The following is a 17,566-nucleotide window of genomic DNA, read 5'->3' on the forward strand; positions in this document are numbered from 1 at the left end:
GGAGCCGTGACATGCCGCTGCTGGAACCGGATCCGCAGGCCCTCCGTCCCGGCCGGGAACGGACCCCGGCCCCGGACCGGGTCCCGGAGCTGCACGCCAAGGGGACCTCGCGCCGGCTGCGCGAGGAGCTGACCGGGATCCTCGGCCCCGGGAAGGTGCTCGGCAGGATCTCCGACCTGGTCCGCTACGCCTCGGACGCGAGCCCCTACCGCTTCGTCCCGCAGGTCGTCGTGGTCGCCGAGGACCTCGACGACATCTCCGCCGTCCTGTCGTACGCGCACGGCAAGGGCCGCGAGGTGGTCTTCCGGGCCGCCGGGACCAGCCTCAACGGGCAGGCGCAGGGCGAGGACGTCCTCGTCGACGTGCGCCGCCACTGGGCCGGCGTCGAGGTCCTGGACGGCGGCGCCCGCGCCCGGATCCGCCCCGGCACCACCGTCGTCCGGGCCAACGCGGCGCTCGCCCCCTACGGACGGGTCCTCGGCCCCGACCCCGCCAGCGCGATCGCCTGCACGATCGGCGGGGTCGTCGCCAACAACGCCTCGGGCATGACGGCCGGGACGACCCGCAACTCGTACCGGACCGTCGCCTCGCTCACCGCCGTCCTGCCGGGCGGGACCGTGGTCGACACCGGCGCCCCGGACGCCGACGAGGAGCTGGCGCGCGCCGAGCCGGCGCTCTGCGCGGAGCTGCTCGCGCTGAAGGCCGAGATCGAGGCGGACGCCGGACTGACCGCCCGGATCCGGTCCAAGTACACCCTGAAGAACACCAACGGCTACCGGCTCGACGCCTTCCTCGACGGGGACACCCCCGTCGAGATCCTGCGGGGCCTCATGGTGGGCTCCGAGGGCACCCTCGGCTTCCTCTCCGAGGTCGTCTTCGACACCCTGCCGCTGGACCGCGAGGTCTCCACGGCCCTGCTCTTCTTCCCCTCGCTCCCGGCCGCCGCCGAGGCCGTGCCGCTGTTCAACGACGCCGGGGCGGTCGCCGTCGAGCTGATGGACGGCAACACGCTGCGGGCCTCGGTCAGCGTGGCGGGCGTGCCCGCCGACTGGGCGGAGCTGCCGAAGGAGACCGCCGCGCTCCTGGTCGAGTTCCGCGCCCCGGACACGGCGGCCCTGGAGGCGTACGAGCGGGCGGCGGACGAGGTCCTCGCCGGGCTCCGCCCGGTCGCCCCGGTGGCGTCGGTGGAGAACGCCTTCACCCGCGACCCGCGTCGGATCGGCGGCTACTGGAAGGCCCGCAAGGCGTTCGTGACGGCGGTCGGCGGCTCGCGCCCCTCCGGCACGACCCTGATCACCGAGGACTTCGCGGTGCCGCCGGCCCGGCTCGCGGAGGCCTGCGCCGCGCTGCTCGACCTCCAGGCGCGGCACGGCTTCGACGCGGCCGTGGCCGGTCACGCGGCCCACGGCAACCTCCACTTCCTGCTCGCCTTCGACGCGGCGGACCCGTCCGACGTCGAGCGGTACGCGGCCTTCATGGACGAGTTCTGCAAGCTGACCGTGGAGCGCTTCGACGGCTCCCTGAAGGCCGAGCACGCCACCGGCCGCAACATCGCGCCCTTCCTGGAGCTGGAGTGGGGGACGCGGGCGACCGAGCTGATGTGGCGGATCAAGGAGGCCTTCGACCCGGCCGGGGTGCTGGCCCCGAGGGTCATCCTGGACCGCGACCCGCAGGCCCATCTGCGCGGCCTGAAGACGATCCCGGCCGTGGAGCGGATCGCCGACCCCTGCATCGAGTGCGGCTTCTGCGAACCGACCTGCCCCAGCCACGACCTGACGACCACGCCGCGCCAGCGGATCGTGCTGCGCCGGGAGATGCTGCGGCAGAACGACGGCTCACCGGTCGAGACCCGGCTCCTGGAGGAGTACGGGTACGACGCCGTCGACACCTGCGCCGGGGACTCCACGTGCGCGCTCGCCTGCCCGGTCGGCATCGACACGGGCGCCCTCATGAAGGAGTTCCGGCACGAGCGGCACTCGCCGCGCGAGGAGCGGATCGCCGCCCTGACCGCGCGGAACTTCCGGGCCGTGGAGGCCTCCGCGCGGCTCGCGGTCGCCGCCGCCGACCGGATCGGCGACCGGGTCGTGGAGTCGGTGACCGGTCTCGCCCGCAGGGCGGTCCGCCCCGACCTCGTACCGGAGTGGCTGCCGGAGGTGCCCGGCGCGGCGCGGCGCCGGCTGCCCCGCACCCACCGCCCGGCGGCGGTCGCCGTCTACTACCCGGCCTGTGTGAACCGGATCTTCGGCGACCCGGACGGCGAGCCCGGGCCCTCGCTGCCGGAGGCCGTCGTCGCGGTGTCGGCGCGGGCCGGGCGGCCGGTGTGGATCCCGGACGACGTGTCCGGCACCTGCTGCGCGACGATCTGGCACTCCAAGGGGTACGAGCGGGGCAACGAGGTGATGGCGAACCGGATCGTCGAGGCGGCCTGGGGGTGGACGGCGGGCGGACGGCTGCCGCTCGTGGTGGACGCCTCCTCGTGCACGCTCGGCATCGCGCACGAGGTGGTGCCGTACCTGACGGAGGAGAACCGGGAGCTGCACGCCGGCCTGACGGTGGTGGACTCGCTCGTGTGGGCGGCGGACGAGCTGCTCCCCCGGCTCGACGTGCGCCGCCGGGTCGGCTCCGCCGTCGTCCATCCGACGTGCTCGATGCGGCACCTGGGCGACGAGGACCGGCTGACCGAGCTGGCCGGGGCCTGCGCGGAGGAGGTCGTCGTCCCCGCCGACGCGGGCTGCTGCGCCTTCGCGGGCGACCGGGGCATGCTGCACCCGGAGCTGACGGCGTCGGCGACGGCCCGGGAGGCGGCCGAGGTCACGTCCCGGGCGTTCGACGCGCACCTCTCGGCCAACCGGATGTGCGAGATCGGGATGGACCGGGCGACGGGCCGGACCTATCTGTCGGCGCTGATCGCCCTGGAGCGCGCCACGCGGCCCTGACCCCCCGTCAGGACCGTCGAACCGCCCGGCCGGCAGGGCTCCTCGCCCCGGACGGCGAGGGGCCTTTCGTCCGTTCGGGTGAGGTGCGCAGGCGGGTACGGCTCCGCGCGGGGTCCGGAACAGTACAGTCCGATCATCCGTCTGCCCGTGTCCCGCCGGCGCCCTCGCGGGCCGTCGGCCGCCGGGGCCAGGGTCCCGTGCGGGACGCGTGCGACAGCCGTGCACACAGCTCCGGGAGGTTCCGTGAACGAGCAGACCCCGCCCACCCCGAGCCGCCGCGAGGTCCTCAGGACCACGGCGGGCGCCGCCGGGGCGGCGGGCCTCGGCCTCGCCGCCGGGACCGGGACCGCCCGGGCCGACCCCGGGCCCGCTCCGGACGCCGGCCCCGGGCCCGACGCCCCGGCGGCGCCCGGACGCCGGAGCGCCACCATGGCCGGCGTCCCCTTCCCCGGCCGCTCCACGGTGCGGATCGGGCTGGTCGGCCTCGGCAACCGCGGCGGCGCCATGATCGGCCTCTTCCTGTCCCTGCCCTGGGTGCGGGTGGTCGCCGTCTGCGATCCGGTGCGGGAGAAGGCCGAGAAGGCCGCCGCGAAGGTCGTGGCCGCCGGACAGCCGGCCCCCGCCCTCCACACCAAGGGCGAGGAGGACTACGCGAACCTCTGCGCCCGCACCGACCTCGACTTCGTGTACGTGGCGACCCCCTGGGACAGCCACTTCGCGATCGCCCGGACCGCGATGCTGAACGGCAAGCACGTCGGCGTGGAGTGTCCGGTCGCGATGCGGCTCGACGAGCTGTGGGAGCTGGTCGACCTCTCGGAGCGGACCCGCCGGCACTGCATGCAGCTGGAGAACTGCTGCTACGGCCGGACCGAGATGCGGGTCCTGCGGATGGCGCACGCGGGCAAGTTCGGCACGCTCCTGCACGGGGCGGGGGCGTACCACCACGACCTGCGGGCCCTGATGTTCTCGCCGACGTACTACGAGGGGCCCTGGCGCCGGCTGTGGCACACGCGGCTGCGCGGCGACCTCTACCCCAACCACGGCTTCGGGCCGGTCGCGAACTACATGGACGTCAACCGGGGCGACCGGGCGGTGAGCATCAGCAGCTTCGGCACCCCGGCGCTCGGGCTCGCCGAGTACCGGGAGGAGCACGTGCCGTCCGGCGACCCGAGCTGGAAGGAGACGTACGTCGGGAGCGACCGGACGGTCAGCCTGATCCGGACGGCCAAGGGGCGGCTGATCCGCCTGGAGCACGACGTCTCCACCCCGCATCCGTACAGCAGGGTCAACAGCCTCGGCGGCACGCGCGGGGTCTTCGAGGACTATCCGGCCCGGGTCTACATCGAGCCGGACCACCAGGACGACCAGTGGGGCGACTTCGCGGCCTACGCCGCCGAGTTCGACCACTGGCTCTGGAAGGAGCACGCCGACCCGCCGGGCGGGCACGGCGGCATGGACTACATCATGGTCTACCGCCTGATGCAGTGCGTGCGGCTCGGACTGCCGCCGGACTTCGACGTGTACGACGCCGCCACCTGGACGGCGCCGGTGCCGCTCAGCGACGCCTCGATCAGGGCCGGCGGGGCGCCGCAGGAGATCCCGGACTTCACGCGCGGGGAGTGGCAGAAGAGCCGCCCGGGCGTGGACTCGGTGAAGCCGGCCTGAGGACGGCTCCCGGGCCCGGCCCCCCGCGCGAGAGGGCCGGGCATGGCCGGATCTGTTCTCCCGTGGGGAAAATCGATTGCCGGTTCCCGGCGAAGAAGCGAACCTTGCACGGTTTCCGACGCCGTCGCACACCTCCGGCGCGCGTTCCCCCAGAAAGACCCGGAGACCCTGGGACGCCATGCAGATTCGAGATCTTCCCCACGCCGACCCCGGGGTCCCCGACGTCCGTTCGGGCACGCGGTTCCTCGTCTGGCTCGGCCGCCGACAACTCGGCGGGCAGCTGAGGTCCCTGGCCTGGGGGCTGCTGCACTACGCGGGCATCGCCGGACTCCCGTTCGCCATCGGCCTGGCCGTGCAGGCGGTCGTGGACCGCGACGGCGGCCGGCTCGGGCTCGCCGGGGCGCTGCTCCTCGCCTTCGGGATCGCGATCACGGCGGGCGACGCGATGCTGCACCGCACCGCCGTCACCAACTGGATCACCGCCGCCGCCCGGGTGCAGCAGCTGCTCTCCCGCAAGACCGCCGAGCTGGGTTCCGTGCTGACCCGGCGGGTCGCGGCCGGCGAGGTCGTCGCCGTCTCCACCGGGGACGTCGAGAAGATCGGCTGGTTCGTCGAGGCCCTGTCGCGGTTCGCGGCGAGCGCCGTCGTCCTGGTGGCCGTCTGCGCGGGCCTGCTCGTCTACCAGCCCGCCCTGGGCGCGGTGGTGGCCGTGGGCGTGCCCGTCCTCGCCCTCGCCGTGCTGCCGCTGCTCCCCCGCGCGACCCGCCGGGCGGACGAGCAGCGCGAGAAGGCGGGCCGGGCCACGGAACTGGCCTCCGACACCGTCGCCGGGCTGCGCGTGCTGCGCGGCATCGGCGGCGAGGAGCTGTTCCTGAGCCGCTACCGCGCCGCCTCCCAGGAGGTGCGCGGGGCGGCCGTCCGCAGCGCCCGCATGTGGGCGCTGATCGCCGCGGTCCAGGTCGTGCTGCCCGGCCTGCTGCTCATCGCGGTCGTCGTGTACGGCGCCCGGCTCGCGCTCGACGGGCGGATCACGGTCGGCGAACTGGTCACCGTCTACGGCGCCGTGGCCCTCGCCCACCATCCGCTGCGCACCGTCGAGGAGATCGCGATGGCCTTCGCCTTCTCCCGGCCGTCCGCGAAGCGGGCCGCCCGGGTGCTGGCGCTCGCCCGTACGACGACCGGCACGGGGACCGGGGAGCCGCGGGCGTCCGGCGACCTGTACGACCCGCTGACCGGGGTGCGCGCCCCGGCCGGCCTGTTCACCGCCGTCGTCTGCGGCGACCCGGACGCGGCCGGGCGGCTCGCGGACCGGCTCGGCGGCCACCCGGCCGAGCCCGGTCCGGACCACACCTCGGTGCTCCTGGGCGGGATCCCGCTGGACGAACTGCCGCTGGAGGCCGCCCGTACCGCCGTCCTCGTGCAGGACAAGGACCCGGTGCTGCTCTCCGGCACCCTGCGCGAACTGCTCGACGTGCCCGCGTCGGGCGCGGTGCGGGCCGGGGACGCGCTGGCCGCGGCCCGCTGCGAGGACGTCCTCGACGCGCTGGCCCAGGCGTCCGTGGACAGCGGGGGCGATCCGATGCGCACCCGGATCACCGAGCGGGGCCGGTCGCTCTCCGGCGGCCAGCGCCAGCGCCTCGCGCTCGCCCGGTCCCTGGTGGCCGCCCCGGAGGTGCTCGTCCTGGACGAGCCGACCTCGGCGGTCGACGCGCACACCGAGGCGCGGGTGGCCGCCGGGATCGCCGGACTGCGCGAGGGCGCGACCACCGTCGTCCTGGCCTCCTCGCCGCTGCTCCTGGACCGCGCCGACCGGGTGGTCCTGGTCCACGGGGGCGAGGCGGTCGCCGTCGGCACCCACCGCGAGCTGCTCGCCCGGGAGCCCCGCTACCGCGCGGTCGTCACCCGCGAGACGGACGAGGAGCTCGCCGGCGTCCCCGCTCCCGGGGGCGCGCTCGAAGCACTGGAAGGGGAATCGGCATGATCGGCCTGGCGCCGCCCGCGTACGACCCGGCGGCCCCGACGACGGCGACGACGCTGCCCGTCGCCGTGACCGCGACCGTCCGCGCCTACGTGCGCGACCTGCTCCGCCGTCACCGCCGGGCGTTCGCCCTGCTCGTCGGGGTGAACGCGGTCGCCGTGATCGCCTCGATGGCCGGCCCGTACCTGCTCGGCTCGGTGGTGGACGACCTGGCGGCCGGGGCGCGCGAGCTGCGTCTGGAGCGCACGGTCGCGCTGTTCGCGGGCGCGCTCCTGGTCCAGACCGTCTTCGTGCGGCTCGTGCGGCTGCGCGGGGCGGTGCTCGGCGAGGAGATGCTCGCGGACCTGCGCGAGGACTTCCTGGTGCGCGCGGTGGGCCTGCCGCCGGGCGTGCTCGAACGGGCCGGGACCGGCGACCTGCTCTCCCGGATCACCACGGACGTCGACCGGCTCGCCAACGCCATGCGCGAGGCCGTGCCCCAGCTGGCGATCGGCGTGGTGTGGGCGGGGCTGCTGCTCGGCGGCCTCGTGGTGACCGCCCCGCCGCTCGCGCTCGCCCCGCTCCTCGCGGCGCCGCTCCTCGTCGTGGGCTGCCGGTGGTACTTCCGGCGGGCGCCCTCGGCGTACCGCTCGGAGGCCGCGGGGTACGCGGCGGTGGCCGCTGCGCTGGCGGAGACCGTCGACGCGGGCCGCACGGTCGAGGCGCACCGCCTCGGCGCGCGCCGCGTCGCCCTGTCGGACCGGCGGGTCGGAAATTGGGTCGCGTGGGAGAGGTACACGCTCTTCCTGCGCTCGGTGCTCTTCCCCGTCGTCGACCTCACCCACGTGCTGGTGCTGTGCGTCGTGCTGCTGCTCGGCGGGACGTTCGTGCTGCGGGGCTGGATGGACGTGGGACAGCTGACCACGGGCGCGCTGCTCTCGCAGATGCTGGTGGAGCCGATCGGGATCGTGCTGCGCTGGTACGACGAGCTCCAGGTCGCGCAGGTGTCGCTCGCCCGGCTCGTGGGCGTCCGGGACATCGAGCCGGAGGCGGGCGACGAGAAGGTGCGGCCCGAGGGCCGGACGGTCCGGGCGGACGAGGTCCGGTTCGGCTACCGGGAGGGCGTCGACGTGCTGCACGAGGTGTCCCTGAAGGTGGCACCGGGCACCCGGATCGCCCTGGTCGGCCCGTCCGGCGCGGGCAAGTCCACCCTCGGGCGGCTGCTCGCGGGCGTCTACGCGCCCCGGACCGGTTCGGTCACCCTGGGCGCGGCCGAGCTGGCGCGGATGCCCGCCGAGCGGGTCCGCGAGCACGTGGCCCTGGTCAACCAGGAGCACCACGTCTTCGTGGGCTCCCTCCGGGACAACCTGCGGCTCGCCAGGGCCGGGGCCGACGACGCCGAGCTGTGGGCGGCCCTCGCGGCGGTGGACGCGGAGGGCTGGGCCCGGGGCCTCGACGGGGGCCTGGACACCGAGGTCGGCTCGGGCGGCCGGGCGCTGACCCCGGCGCAGGCCCAGCAGATCGCCCTGGCCCGGCTCGTCCTGGCGGACCCGCACACCCTGGTCCTGGACGAGGCGACCTCGCTGCTCGACCCGAGGGCGGCCCGCCGTCTGGAGCGGTCCCTGGGCCGGGTCCTCGACGGGCGCACGGTCGTGGCGATCGCGCACCGGCTGCACACCGCGCACGACGCCGACCTGATCGCGGTGGTCGAGTCCGGCCGGATCAGCGAGCTGGGCAGCCACGAGGAGCTGGTCGCGGCGGACGGGGCGTACGCGGCGCTGTGGCGGTCCTGGCACGGGTGACCGGACCCGGGGGCTTCCGACGGCGCGAGGGCCCGCACCGGAGATCCGGTGCGGGCCCTCGCGCGTACGCCCCGGGCTACACCAGGCCGAGCGCGAAGACCGCGCCGATCCCGCCCAGGAGCATGAAGGCGGGGGTGAGGACCTTCAGCTCGACCCAGCTGCCGGCCCGGAACCGCATGAACCTGGGCGGGCCGACCGGGTACCAGAACTTGCGGCCGACGGGTATGGGCCAGAGGACCGGGCAGCCCGAGACCGTCAGGGCGTCGCCGATGTCGTGGACGAGGGCGCCGAGGACGATCGGCAGCCCGAGCCACAGGTACTCCTGGGCGGGGCCGGTGAAGAACCAGTTCGCGCCGTTGCCGGGGTCTTCGAGGATGTCCGCCATGATCCAGGCTCCGGCCGCGCCGAGCAACCAGACCAGGACGTCGCTGGAGGCGCGGGCGGCCTTCCACAGGAGGCCTTCCACGGCCAGGACGAGGTGGACGAAGAGGAGGGCGAGGACCGCCCACCGGCCGCCGCTGACCGCCGCCGCGGAGGCCCCGACGCCCATCAGTGCCGCCCAGAGCCAGGTGTGGGTGAGGGTCCGGTGTCCCCCGGTCCGCCGGGGGTCGGCCTTGGAGCGGGTGGCCGTGTAGACGGCGTACGACAGCTTGTCGATGATCCCGCAGAGGATCTTGGAGAGGGGCCCGAAGGAGCGCGATATGGTCGCGGACTTGTGGTCGAGGTCGGGGGCGAGGGCGGCGCCCGCGCAGATGAGCGCGCCGACGACGAGCACCGGCCAGGGCATCGGGCGGTCGTAGGCCGCCGCGAGGGCCCCGACCCCCAGCCAGGCCGCCGCTCCGGACAGTGAGTGCGCCGGTCCCATCATGGTTGGCCCGCCCCGTTTCTCCCCTGCCGGCGCTCGGTTGGCGCCCGGTCGACGGACGAGCCTACCGCTCGTGATCAACACCGGCGGTGGCCGGTTCCCTCCTCGGAACGGAATCCAGGCAAGATGGGGGCGTGACCCTTATCGACCAGCTGCCGCCGACCGCCGACCCCGACGCCCTCTTCGAGGCCTTCTCCTCCTGGGCCGAGGAGCGGGGCATCACGCTCTACCCGGCCCAGGAAGAGGCGCTGATCGAGGTCGTCTCCGGGGCGAACGTCATTCTGTCCACCCCCACCGGATCGGGAAAGTCGCTGGTCGCGGCGGGTGCGCACTTCACGGCGCTCGCGAACGACCAGGTGACCTTCTACACCGCGCCGATCAAGGCGCTGGTGTCGGAGAAGTTCTTCGACCTGTGCAAGCTCTTCGGCACCGAGAACGTCGGCATGCTGACCGGCGACGCCTCCGTGAACGCGGACGCCCCGGTGATCTGCTGCACGGCGGAGGTCCTCGCCTCGATCGCGCTGCGGGACGGCAAGTACGCCGACATCGGCCAGGTCGTCATGGACGAGTTCCACTTCTACGCCGAGCAGGACCGCGGCTGGGCCTGGCAGATCCCGCTCCTCGAACTCCCGCAGGCGCAGTTCGTCCTGATGTCGGCGACGCTCGGCGACGTGTCGATGTTCGAGAAGGACCTGACCCGGCGCACGGGCCGGCCGACCTCGGTGGTCCGCTCGGCGACCCGGCCGGTGCCGCTCTCGTACGAGTACGTGCTCACGCCGATCACGGAGACCCTGACGGAGCTCCTGGAGACCAAGCAGGCGCCGGTCTACATCGTGCACTTCACGCAGGCGCAGGCCGTCGAGCGCGCGCAGTCGCTGATGAGCATCAACATGTGCACGCGCGAGGAGAAGGACAAGATCGCCGAGTTGATCGGCAGCTTCCGCTTCACCACCAAGTTCGGCCAGAACCTTTCGCGTTACGTGCGCCACGGCATCGGGGTGCACCACGCGGGCATGCTGCCGAAGTACCGGCGGCTCGTCGAGAAGCTGGCCCAGGCGGGCCTGCTCAAGGTGATCTGCGGGACGGACACCCTCGGCGTGGGGGTGAACGTGCCGATCCGCACGGTGCTCTTCACGGCCCTCACCAAGTACGACGGCAACCGGGTGCGCACCCTGCGCGCCCGCGAGTTCCACCAGATCGCGGGCCGGGCCGGCCGGGCCGGCTTCGACACCGCCGGCTACGTGGTCGCCCAGGCCCCCGAGCACGTCATCGAGAACGAGAAGGCGCTCGCCAAGGCGGGCGACGACCCGAAGAAGCGCCGCAAGGTGGTCCGCAAGAAGGCCCCCGAGGGCTTCGTCGCCTGGAGCGACACCACCTTCGAGCGGCTCATCGACGCCGAGCCGGAGCCGCTGACCTCGCGCTTCAAGGTCACCAACATCATGCTCCTCTCGGTGATCGCCCGGCCGGGCAACGCCTTCGAGGCCATGCGGGGGCTCCTGGAGGACAACCACGAGCCGCGCAAGGCGCAGTTGCGGCACATCCGCCGGGCCATCGCGATCTACCGCTCGCTGCTCGACGGCGGCGTGGTGGAGCAGCTCGACGAGCCGGACGCCGAGGGCCGCACGATCCGTCTGACGGTCGACCTCCAGCAGGACTTCGCGCTCAACCAGCCGCTGTCGACGTTCGCGCTCGCCGCGTTCGACCTGCTCGACCCCGAATCCCCCTCGTACGCCCTGGACATGGTGTCCGTCGTGGAGTCGACGCTCGACGACCCGCGCCAGATCCTCGCCGCCATGCAGAACAAGGCGCGCGGCGAGGCCGTGGGGAGGATGAAGGCGGACGGCGTCGAGTACGAGGAGCGGATGGAGCGGCTCCAGGAGATCTCGTACCCGAAGCCGCTGGAGGAGCTGCTCTGGCACGCGTACAACGTCTACCGGACGTCGCACCCGTGGGTGGGCGACCACCCGGTGTCGCCGAAGTCGGTCGTCCGCGACATGTACGAACGGGCCCTTTCCTTCACCGAGTTCACCTCCTGGTACGAGCTGGCGCGGACCGAGGGCATCGTCCTGCGGTACCTGGCGAGCGCGTACAAGGCGCTGGACCACACCATCCCGGACGACCTGAAGACCGAGGACCTGGAGGACCTGATCGCCTGGCTGGGCGAGATGGTGCGCCAGGTGGACTCCTCGCTGCTCGACGAGTGGGAGCAGCTGGCGAACCCGGAGGTCCAGACGGCCGAGGAGGCCCAGGAGAAGGCCGACCAGGTCAAGCCGGTCACGGCGAACGCCCGCGCCTTCCGGGTCTTGGTGCGCAACGCCCTGTTCCGCCGGGTGGAGCTGGCCGCCCTGGACAACGTGGCCGCGCTGGGCGAGCTCGACGCCGAGTCCGGCTGGGACGCGGACGCGTGGGGCGAGGCGATGGACGCGTACTGGGACGAGTACGACGACCTCGGCACGGGCCCGGACGCGCGCGGCCCGAAGCTGCTCGCCATCGAGGAGGACGCGGCGCACGGCCTGTGGCGCGTCCGGCAGACCTTCGCCGACCCCAACGGCGACCATGACTGGGGCATCAGCGCGGAGGTGGATCTCGCGGCCTCCGACGAGGAGGGCCGCGCGGTCGTCCGCGTGACGTCCGTCGGACAGCTGTAGAGGAGTTCCCGTGGTGACCAACCCCGCCGAGAGACTGGTCGACCTGCTCGACCTGGAACGGATCGAGGTCGACATCTTCCGGGGCCGCAGCCCGCAGGAGTCGCTCCAGCGGGTCTTCGGCGGGCAGGTCGCCGGCCAGGCCCTGGTGGCGGCCGGCCGGACCGTGGAGGACGACCGGCCGGTGCACTCGCTGCACGCCTACTTCCTGCGGCCGGGCCGTCCCGGGGTGCCGATCGTGTACCAGGTGGAGCGGGTGCGCGACGGACGCTCGTTCACGACCCGCCGGGTCACGGCGGTGCAGGAGGGGCGGACGATCTTCAATCTGACGGCCTCCTTCCACCGGCCGGAGGAGGCGGGCTTCGAGCACCAGCTGCCGCCCCGGCACATGACGGACCCGGAGAGCCTGCCGAGGCTGGTGGACGAGATCCGCGACCACCTCGGGGAACTGCCGGAGGCCCTGGAGCGGATGGCCCGCCGACAGCCCTTCGACATCCGGTACGTGGACCGGCTGCGGTGGACGAAGGAGGAGGTCACGGACGCGGACCCGCGCAGCGCGGTGTGGATGCGGGCCGTGGGGCCGCTGGGCGACGCCCCGCTGGTCCACACCTGCGCCCTGACGTACGCCTCGGACATGACCCTGCTCGACGCGGTCCGGATCCCGGTCGAACCTCTCTGGGGCCCGCGCGGTTTCGACATGGCGTCGCTCGACCACGCGATGTGGTTCCACCGGCCGTTCCGGGCGGACGAGTGGTTCCTGTACGACCAGGAGTCCCCGATCGCCACGGGCGGCCGGGGACTCGCGCGGGGCCGGATCTACGACCGCGAGGGCCGGCTCCTCGTCTCCGTGGTCCAGGAGGGCCTGTTCCGCAAGCTGTGACGGCCCCGGGGGCCGTCACTCGAACTCGGTGCCGCCCTTGCGGGTGAGGTAGGCCGGGCTGATCGCCTTGGCGATGGCCCGGCCGCCCAGGACCGGGCTGTACCGCTCGGTCGCGGACCGGACGACGACGCCCTCCCGCAGGTGCGCCTGCCGGCCGGAGACGGTCTCCCGGCCGCTCGCGTGGACGAGGACGGTGTCCAGGTCGTACGGGCCGGAGTACAGGCGCGGGACGAGCGGGACCTCGCCGGGCTCCAGGACCTCGGCCGGGTCCAGCCAGCGGACCCGCCCGTCGATCTCGGCGGACACGTCGAAGAGGGCGTACCCGACGGTCTCGCTCCGGGCGTCGGCGCCGTACGCCAGGTCCTGGACCCCGGAGCCGTACACCTCGCCGAAGAGGCCGACGCGGCGGGCGCCGAGGCGCTTCGCCAGGCGTTCGGCGACGGCGGCCAGGCCGTGGCCGCGGACGGCGCGCCAGTACAGGTTGCGCGGGTCCTCCTTGAGGGCGAGGCCCTTGGCGCCGAAGCCCTTGGAGGAGACCTGGACGCGGCCGTCCTCGGCCCCGTACGTCAGCAGGCAGGCCGTGCCGTGGAGCTTCTCCGTCAGGACGACGGGCTCGCCGGGCTCGAAGACGTCCGGATACCGCTGGAGGTTCTCGACGTCGACCCAGGGCAGCAGGTCGGGCGCGGCCTCCACGTCCCCGCTCATGTGCGTCGGTATCGGCGGCGCCCACTTGACGATGCCGAGCCGCTCCGCGAAGTCGGTGCCCTCGGCCGCGGCCCGCACCAGGTCGGTGTCCGCGAGGGCGCCGGGCCGGCACACGAGCCCCTGGGACAGCTCCCCGCGCAGCCGCACCGCCTTGACCCGGTCCGCGTTCCCCCCGGCGAGGCGCCCGGTCAGGCCCAGTTCCTCGATGAGCGCGGCGGGCAGCACCGCCTGCTCGGGGATGTAGACGGCGGCGTCGCCGGTCTCGTAGGCGCCCTTGGCGACGACGGCCCGGTAGAGGCCGACCTGGGCCAGTTCCAGGGCGTCGGCGTTCGGGTGGGGGTGGACGGTCAGGACTTCGGCGGTGACGCGCAGGGTCGACACGGTTCAGGACTCCGGTTCCGGTGGCTCGGGTGTCGTTCTCGTCCCGGCCACCCTGCCCGACCGGGAACCCGATGGCCCACCGGTTTTACGGCTGCTGGCGTCGCGCGCCCCGGTCTTCCGGCGGTTCCAGGCCCGGCAGGACGTCCTGCTCCATCTCGTGGCGGCGGGTGCGGATCTCCGGGCCCGGCGGATGGAGCTTGGCGTCGCAGGTCGGGCCGAGGCCGGTGCGGCGCGAGTCCGCGCCCGTCAGGGGGCGGCCGCAGAGCCGGCAGCGGATCCGGCGCGGCGCTCCCTCCGTGGTCCCCTCCGTGCCTTCGGCGGAATCGATCGCGATTGCCAGTGGTTCGTCACCCATGGTCAGATCAAACCCCATCCCCCCGTTCGCACGAGGAGCGGCCATGAGCCTGTACGACATCCCGCTGAAGACCCTGACCGGCGAGCCGGTCTCCCTGGCCGACTACCGGGACCGCGCGGTCCTGGTGGTGAACGTCGCCTCCAAGTGCGGCCTGACCCCGCAGTACGCGGGTCTGGAGCGGCTGCAGAAGGAGTACGGGGAGCGCGGCCTCACCGTGCTCGGCGTGCCCTGCAACCAGTTCGCGGGCCAGGAGCCGGGCAGCGCGGAGGAGATCCGGACGTTCTGCTCGACGACGTACGGGGTGTCCTTCCCGCTCCTGGAGAAGACAGACGTCAACGGCGCGGACCGCCACCCGCTCTACGCGGAGCTGGTGAAGGTCGCGGACGCCGGGGGCGAGGCCGGCGACGTGCAGTGGAACTTCGAGAAGTTCCTGATCGGCCGCGACGGGCAGGTCACCCGCTTCCGCCCGCGCACCGAGCCGGACGCCCCCGAGGTCCTCGCGGCCATCGAGGCGCAGCTTGTCTGAGGTGCCGTCCGGCGCGGGGGTGGTCGAGCGGCTGCGGGCCGCCGGTTGCGTCTTCGCCGAGGAGGAGGCCGCGATGCTGCTCGCGGCCGCTCCCGGGCCCGCCGAGCTCGACCTGATGGTCCGGCGGCGTACCTCCGGCCTGCCGCTGGAGCACGTCGTGGGCTGGGCGGAGTTCGCCGGGCTGCGGATCGCCGTCGGCCCGGGGGTGTTCGTGCCCCGGCGGCGGACCGAGTTCCTGGCCGAGCGGGCCGTGGCCCTCGCCGCGCCCGGCGCGCTCTGCGTCGACCTGTGCTGCGGCTCGGGAGCGGCGGGCGCGGTGCTGCTCGACCGGGTCCGGGGCGCGGAGGTGCACGCCTCGGACGTCGAGCCGGCGGCGGTGGACTGCGCCCGGCGGAACGTCGAGCCGCGCGGCGGCCGGGTGTACCGGGGGGACCTGTTCGCGCCGCTGCCGCCTGAGCTGCGGGGCCGGGTCGAGGTCCTGGTCGCCAACGTGCCGTACGTACCGACCGGGGACATCGGTCTGCTGCCGCCCGAGGCCCGCGACCACGAGCCGCTCGTCACGCTCGACGGCGGCCCGGACGGCCTCGACGTGCTGCGGCGGGTCGCCGCCGGGGCGCCGGAGTGGCTGGCGCCGGGCGGACACCTGCTGGTGGAGACGAGCGAGCGGCAGGCGGAGCGGGCGGTGGAGGCGGTCTCCGCGCACGGTCTGGCGGCGGAGGTCGTCGCGTGCGAGGAGCGGTACGCGACGGTGCTCGTCGCCACGCGGGCGGGGTGACGGGCACCGTCGTCACGGGCACCGTCGTCACGGACGGCGGGTCGGCGGCTCAGCGGCCGAACGTGTCGATGTTCTCGACGAGCCAGCGTCCGTCCCGGTGGACGACGTCCACGGCGAACATGGCGCCCGCGTAGACCCCCTGGTCCCGGGTCTTCGGCCGCTTGCTCCCGCCCTCGGCGGTCCCGGCCGTGCTCACGCTGCTCTGGTCGGCGTAGACCAGGACGCGGGCGCGTTCGCCGTCGATCCGCTCGACCGCGCTGTCGGTGACCGTCGTGGTGATCACCGTCTTCTGCGCGGCGGCCCGGGCGAGCACGCCGCCGAGCAGGGTCCGGTGCTGCTCGACGGCCTTCCCGGTGAGGAGGGTCTTCCCGGCCCGTTCGAAGGGGCTCGTGTCGGCGTGGTCGTAGGAGAAGAGCGCGGCGACGGCCGCCGTGGTCTGCCCCTTGATCTCGCTGGTACGGGCGAGGTCGGTGAGGGCCGTGTTGCTCCGGGCGGGTTCGTCGCGGAGCTCGCCCGCCCGGCCGTGCGCCCATCCGGCGAAGCCGCCGAGGAGGAGGGTCAGGACGCAGAGGACCACGAGGGGGACGAGCCGGCGCGGCCCGGCCCCGCCCGCCCCGCTCTCGGCGGCCTCCCGCTCCGGCGCTCCGGCCGTCTCCCGTACGGGCCGCGCCGTCGTCCGCCGCCCGGCCCCGGGGACGGGCCCGGTCAGGAGGCCCACGGAGGCACGGGGGCGGGGGGTCGTGTCCTCGGGCGCGGCGGCGAGGGCCTGTCGGCGGCGCTGCCGGTTGAGGTGGTGGCGGGGCGTGGGCATCGTGCGTGTCCTTTCGGGTGCGGGCGGCTCTCGCGCGTGCGGTCCGGTCAGCCGGCCGCCGTGCCGCCCACGGGGGCCTGCCCCAGGGCACTGAGCTTCCACCGGCCGTCGGTCCGGGTGAGTTCGCCCAGCATGCGGCTGTCCTTGTCCGTGCTCTTGCTGTCGGGCGTCGTGACGGTGACGCGCAGGGCGACGAGCAGCCGGGCCCGTCCCGCGCGGTCGTCGAGTTCCGTGACGGCACCGGACAGCACCCGGGCCGTGGTCACCGTCCTCGCGGCCTTCACCTGCCCGGCGAACTCCGTGCGGCCGTCCACGAGCTGCTTGTGCAGTTCGCCGGTCGTGGAGGACTCCCAGAGGTCGAGGCCCTGGTCCACGCGCCGGTGGTCGAGCGTGTTGAGGTTCTGCACGGCCTGCTCCCCCGCCGCGAGCGCCCGGTCGCGCTGCACGGCGTACGCGGCGGAGTCGTCGTGGGCCGCGGCGTACCAGTCCCGGCCCGCCCAGGCCGCGAGGGCGCCCGCGACGAGGGTGAGCACGAGGGCCACGGCCAGGGCGGGGCCGATGCCCGCCGGGGTGCGGAACGCGCGTGTCATGGGGTGCTCCCGTCTCCCGCCGCCGTTCATGCTCAGCGGGCCTTGATGTCGACGATCAGCCACCGGTCGTCCCGGAACTCCGCGGTGACGGTGAGCTGGGCGGCGGCGGACGTGGCGGGCGCCTCGGCCCGCCGCGAGGTCTGGTCGAGGAACACGAGGAGGCGCGCGGTGTTCCCGTGGAGTTCGATCACTCCGGTGCGGACGGCCTGGGTGGTGAGGGTGATGCGCTGTTCGGTCAGGCTCTCGCGGACCTGCGCGAACAGGTCGGTGTACTGGCGGGCGGCGCGTCCGGAGAGGACGGTCGCGGCGGAGCGTTCGGCGGCGTCGGGCCGGGCGGGCGCGTAGGAGAAGACCCGGGCGAGGCCTTCGCCGACGTCGCCGCCGACCCGGGTGGTGGTCTCGGCGTCGGTGAGCGCGTGGTTGCGGGCGGACGGGGTCGACCGGAGCTGGTGGGCGCCGTAGAAGAACGCGCCTCCGCCGAGGAGGAGTGCGGCGAGGACCGTGACGAGGGCGACCGTCCGCCACCGGGAGGGGAACCGGCTGTCGCCGCGGCCGTCGCCATCACCGCTGTCGCCGTCACCGCTGTCGCCGCGACCGTCGTCGTCCGGGGCGTCGGAGGTCTCGGGGGGCTCAGGGGTCTCGGGGGTCTCAGGGGTCTCGGGGGTCTCAGGGG

General features: G+C 74.3%; 14 protein-coding genes. 8 read left to right on the forward strand and 6 right to left on the reverse strand.

Features of this window, described 5'->3' with window-relative positions:
* Positions 1–11 precede the first annotated feature (11 nt).
* The 4 genes from ADL08_RS32240 to ADL08_RS32255 all read left to right on the forward strand — a co-directional run bounded on the left by ADL08_RS32240 (position 12) and on the right by ADL08_RS32255 (position 8,360).
* Positions 12–2,936, forward strand: a complete 2,925-nt coding sequence (locus ADL08_RS32240) for an FAD-binding and (Fe-S)-binding domain-containing protein (protein ID WP_053649321.1) — start codon at positions 12–14, stop codon at positions 2,934–2,936.
* Positions 2,937–3,179: 243 nt separating this feature from the next.
* A complete protein-coding gene (locus ADL08_RS32245) occupies positions 3,180–4,601 on the forward strand; it encodes a Gfo/Idh/MocA family protein (protein WP_078968567.1) in 1,422 nt (473 codons plus the stop codon).
* A 178-nt stretch (positions 4,602–4,779) separates the two neighbouring features.
* Positions 4,780–6,582 (forward strand): ABC transporter transmembrane domain-containing protein, encoded by a 1,803-nt coding sequence (locus tag ADL08_RS32250; protein WP_053649325.1) that lies wholly within the window; start codon positions 4,780–4,782, stop codon positions 6,580–6,582.
* Positions 6,579–8,360, forward strand: coding sequence for an ABC transporter ATP-binding protein (locus ADL08_RS32255; RefSeq protein ID WP_053649328.1), 1,782 nt, complete (start codon positions 6,579–6,581; stop codon positions 8,358–8,360). The genes ADL08_RS32250 and ADL08_RS32255 overlap by 4 nt, the downstream gene beginning before the upstream one ends.
* Positions 8,361–8,436: 76 nt before the next feature.
* On the opposite strand, the gene ADL08_RS32260 is transcribed toward ADL08_RS32255, so the two are convergent.
* Positions 8,437–9,228 (reverse strand): metal-dependent hydrolase, encoded by a 792-nt coding sequence (locus ADL08_RS32260; protein ID WP_053649330.1) that lies wholly within the window; start codon positions 9,226–9,228, stop codon positions 8,437–8,439.
* Positions 9,229–9,359: 131 nt separating this feature from the next.
* Here ADL08_RS32260 and ADL08_RS32265 point away from each other — a divergent pair, with 131 nt between their 5' ends.
* The gene (locus ADL08_RS32265) at positions 9,360–11,873 is read left to right on the forward strand and encodes a DEAD/DEAH box helicase (protein ID WP_053649333.1); all 2,514 of its coding nucleotides are present in this window, start codon (positions 9,360–9,362) and stop codon (positions 11,871–11,873) included.
* Positions 11,874–11,886: 13 nt separating this feature from the next.
* The gene (locus ADL08_RS32270; protein WP_078968569.1) at positions 11,887–12,750 is read left to right on the forward strand and encodes an acyl-CoA thioesterase; all 864 of its coding nucleotides are present in this window, start codon (positions 11,887–11,889) and stop codon (positions 12,748–12,750) included.
* 15 nt (positions 12,751–12,765) lie between these two features.
* On the opposite strand, the gene ADL08_RS32275 is transcribed toward ADL08_RS32270, so the two are convergent.
* A complete protein-coding gene (locus ADL08_RS32275) occupies positions 12,766–13,836 on the reverse strand; it encodes an RNA ligase (ATP) (RefSeq protein WP_053649337.1) in 1,071 nt (356 codons plus the stop codon).
* An 85-nt stretch (positions 13,837–13,921) separates the two neighbouring features.
* Positions 13,922–14,191: a DUF6011 domain-containing protein gene (locus tag ADL08_RS32280; RefSeq protein ID WP_053649339.1), complete on the reverse strand. Its 270-nt coding sequence runs from the start codon at positions 14,189–14,191 to the stop codon at positions 13,922–13,924.
* A 43-nt stretch (positions 14,192–14,234) separates the two neighbouring features.
* Between ADL08_RS32280 and ADL08_RS32285 the strand changes: the two genes are divergently transcribed.
* Both ADL08_RS32285 and ADL08_RS32290 read left to right on the forward strand, forming a co-directional pair.
* Positions 14,235–14,717 (forward strand): glutathione peroxidase, encoded by a 483-nt coding sequence (locus ADL08_RS32285; RefSeq protein ID WP_053649341.1) that lies wholly within the window; start codon positions 14,235–14,237, stop codon positions 14,715–14,717.
* Positions 14,710–15,492 (forward strand): putative protein N(5)-glutamine methyltransferase, encoded by a 783-nt coding sequence (locus ADL08_RS32290; protein ID WP_053649343.1) that lies wholly within the window; start codon positions 14,710–14,712, stop codon positions 15,490–15,492. The genes ADL08_RS32285 and ADL08_RS32290 overlap by 8 nt, the downstream gene beginning before the upstream one ends.
* 49 nt (positions 15,493–15,541) lie before the next feature.
* Here ADL08_RS32290 and ADL08_RS32295 read toward each other — a convergent pair whose 3' ends face one another.
* The 3 genes from ADL08_RS32295 to ADL08_RS32305 form a co-directional block, all read right to left on the reverse strand.
* Complete coding sequence (locus tag ADL08_RS32295; RefSeq protein ID WP_053649345.1) at positions 15,542–16,303, reverse strand: hypothetical protein; 762 nt, start codon at positions 16,301–16,303, stop codon at positions 15,542–15,544.
* A 47-nt stretch (positions 16,304–16,350) separates the two neighbouring features.
* Positions 16,351–16,893: a nuclear transport factor 2 family protein gene (locus tag ADL08_RS32300; protein ID WP_053649347.1), complete on the reverse strand. Its 543-nt coding sequence runs from the start codon at positions 16,891–16,893 to the stop codon at positions 16,351–16,353.
* Between the two features lie 32 nt (positions 16,894–16,925).
* On the reverse strand, positions 16,926–17,566 hold a 641-nt coding region (locus tag ADL08_RS32305; RefSeq protein ID WP_053649348.1), incomplete at its 5' end, for a hypothetical protein.

Origin of the sequence: Streptomyces sp. NRRL F-6492 (assembly GCF_001280125.1) — a bacterium.
Classification (GTDB): domain Bacteria; phylum Actinomycetota; class Actinomycetes; order Streptomycetales; family Streptomycetaceae; genus Streptomyces.

Excerpts from the sequence above, each read along its gene's own strand:
- ADL08_RS32240 (WP_053649321.1), top strand. The coding sequence starts at position 12 with ATGCCGCTGCTGGAACCGGATCCGCAGGCCCTCCGTCCCGGCCGGGAA.
- ADL08_RS32250 (WP_053649325.1), top strand. The coding sequence starts at position 4,780 with ATGCAGATTCGAGATCTTCCCCACGCCGACCCCGGGGTCCCCGACGTC.
- ADL08_RS32255 (WP_053649328.1), top strand. The coding sequence starts at position 6,579 with ATGATCGGCCTGGCGCCGCCCGCGTACGACCCGGCGGCCCCGACGACG.
- ADL08_RS32260 (WP_053649330.1), bottom strand. The coding sequence starts at position 9,228 with ATGATGGGACCGGCGCACTCACTGTCCGGAGCGGCGGCCTGGCTGGGG.
- ADL08_RS32280 (WP_053649339.1), bottom strand. The coding sequence starts at position 14,191 with ATGGGTGACGAACCACTGGCAATCGCGATCGATTCCGCCGAAGGCACG.
- ADL08_RS32285 (WP_053649341.1), top strand. The coding sequence starts at position 14,235 with ATGAGCCTGTACGACATCCCGCTGAAGACCCTGACCGGCGAGCCGGTC.
- ADL08_RS32295 (WP_053649345.1), bottom strand. The coding sequence starts at position 16,303 with ATGCCCACGCCCCGCCACCACCTCAACCGGCAGCGCCGCCGACAGGCC.
- ADL08_RS32300 (WP_053649347.1), bottom strand. The coding sequence starts at position 16,893 with ATGACACGCGCGTTCCGCACCCCGGCGGGCATCGGCCCCGCCCTGGCC.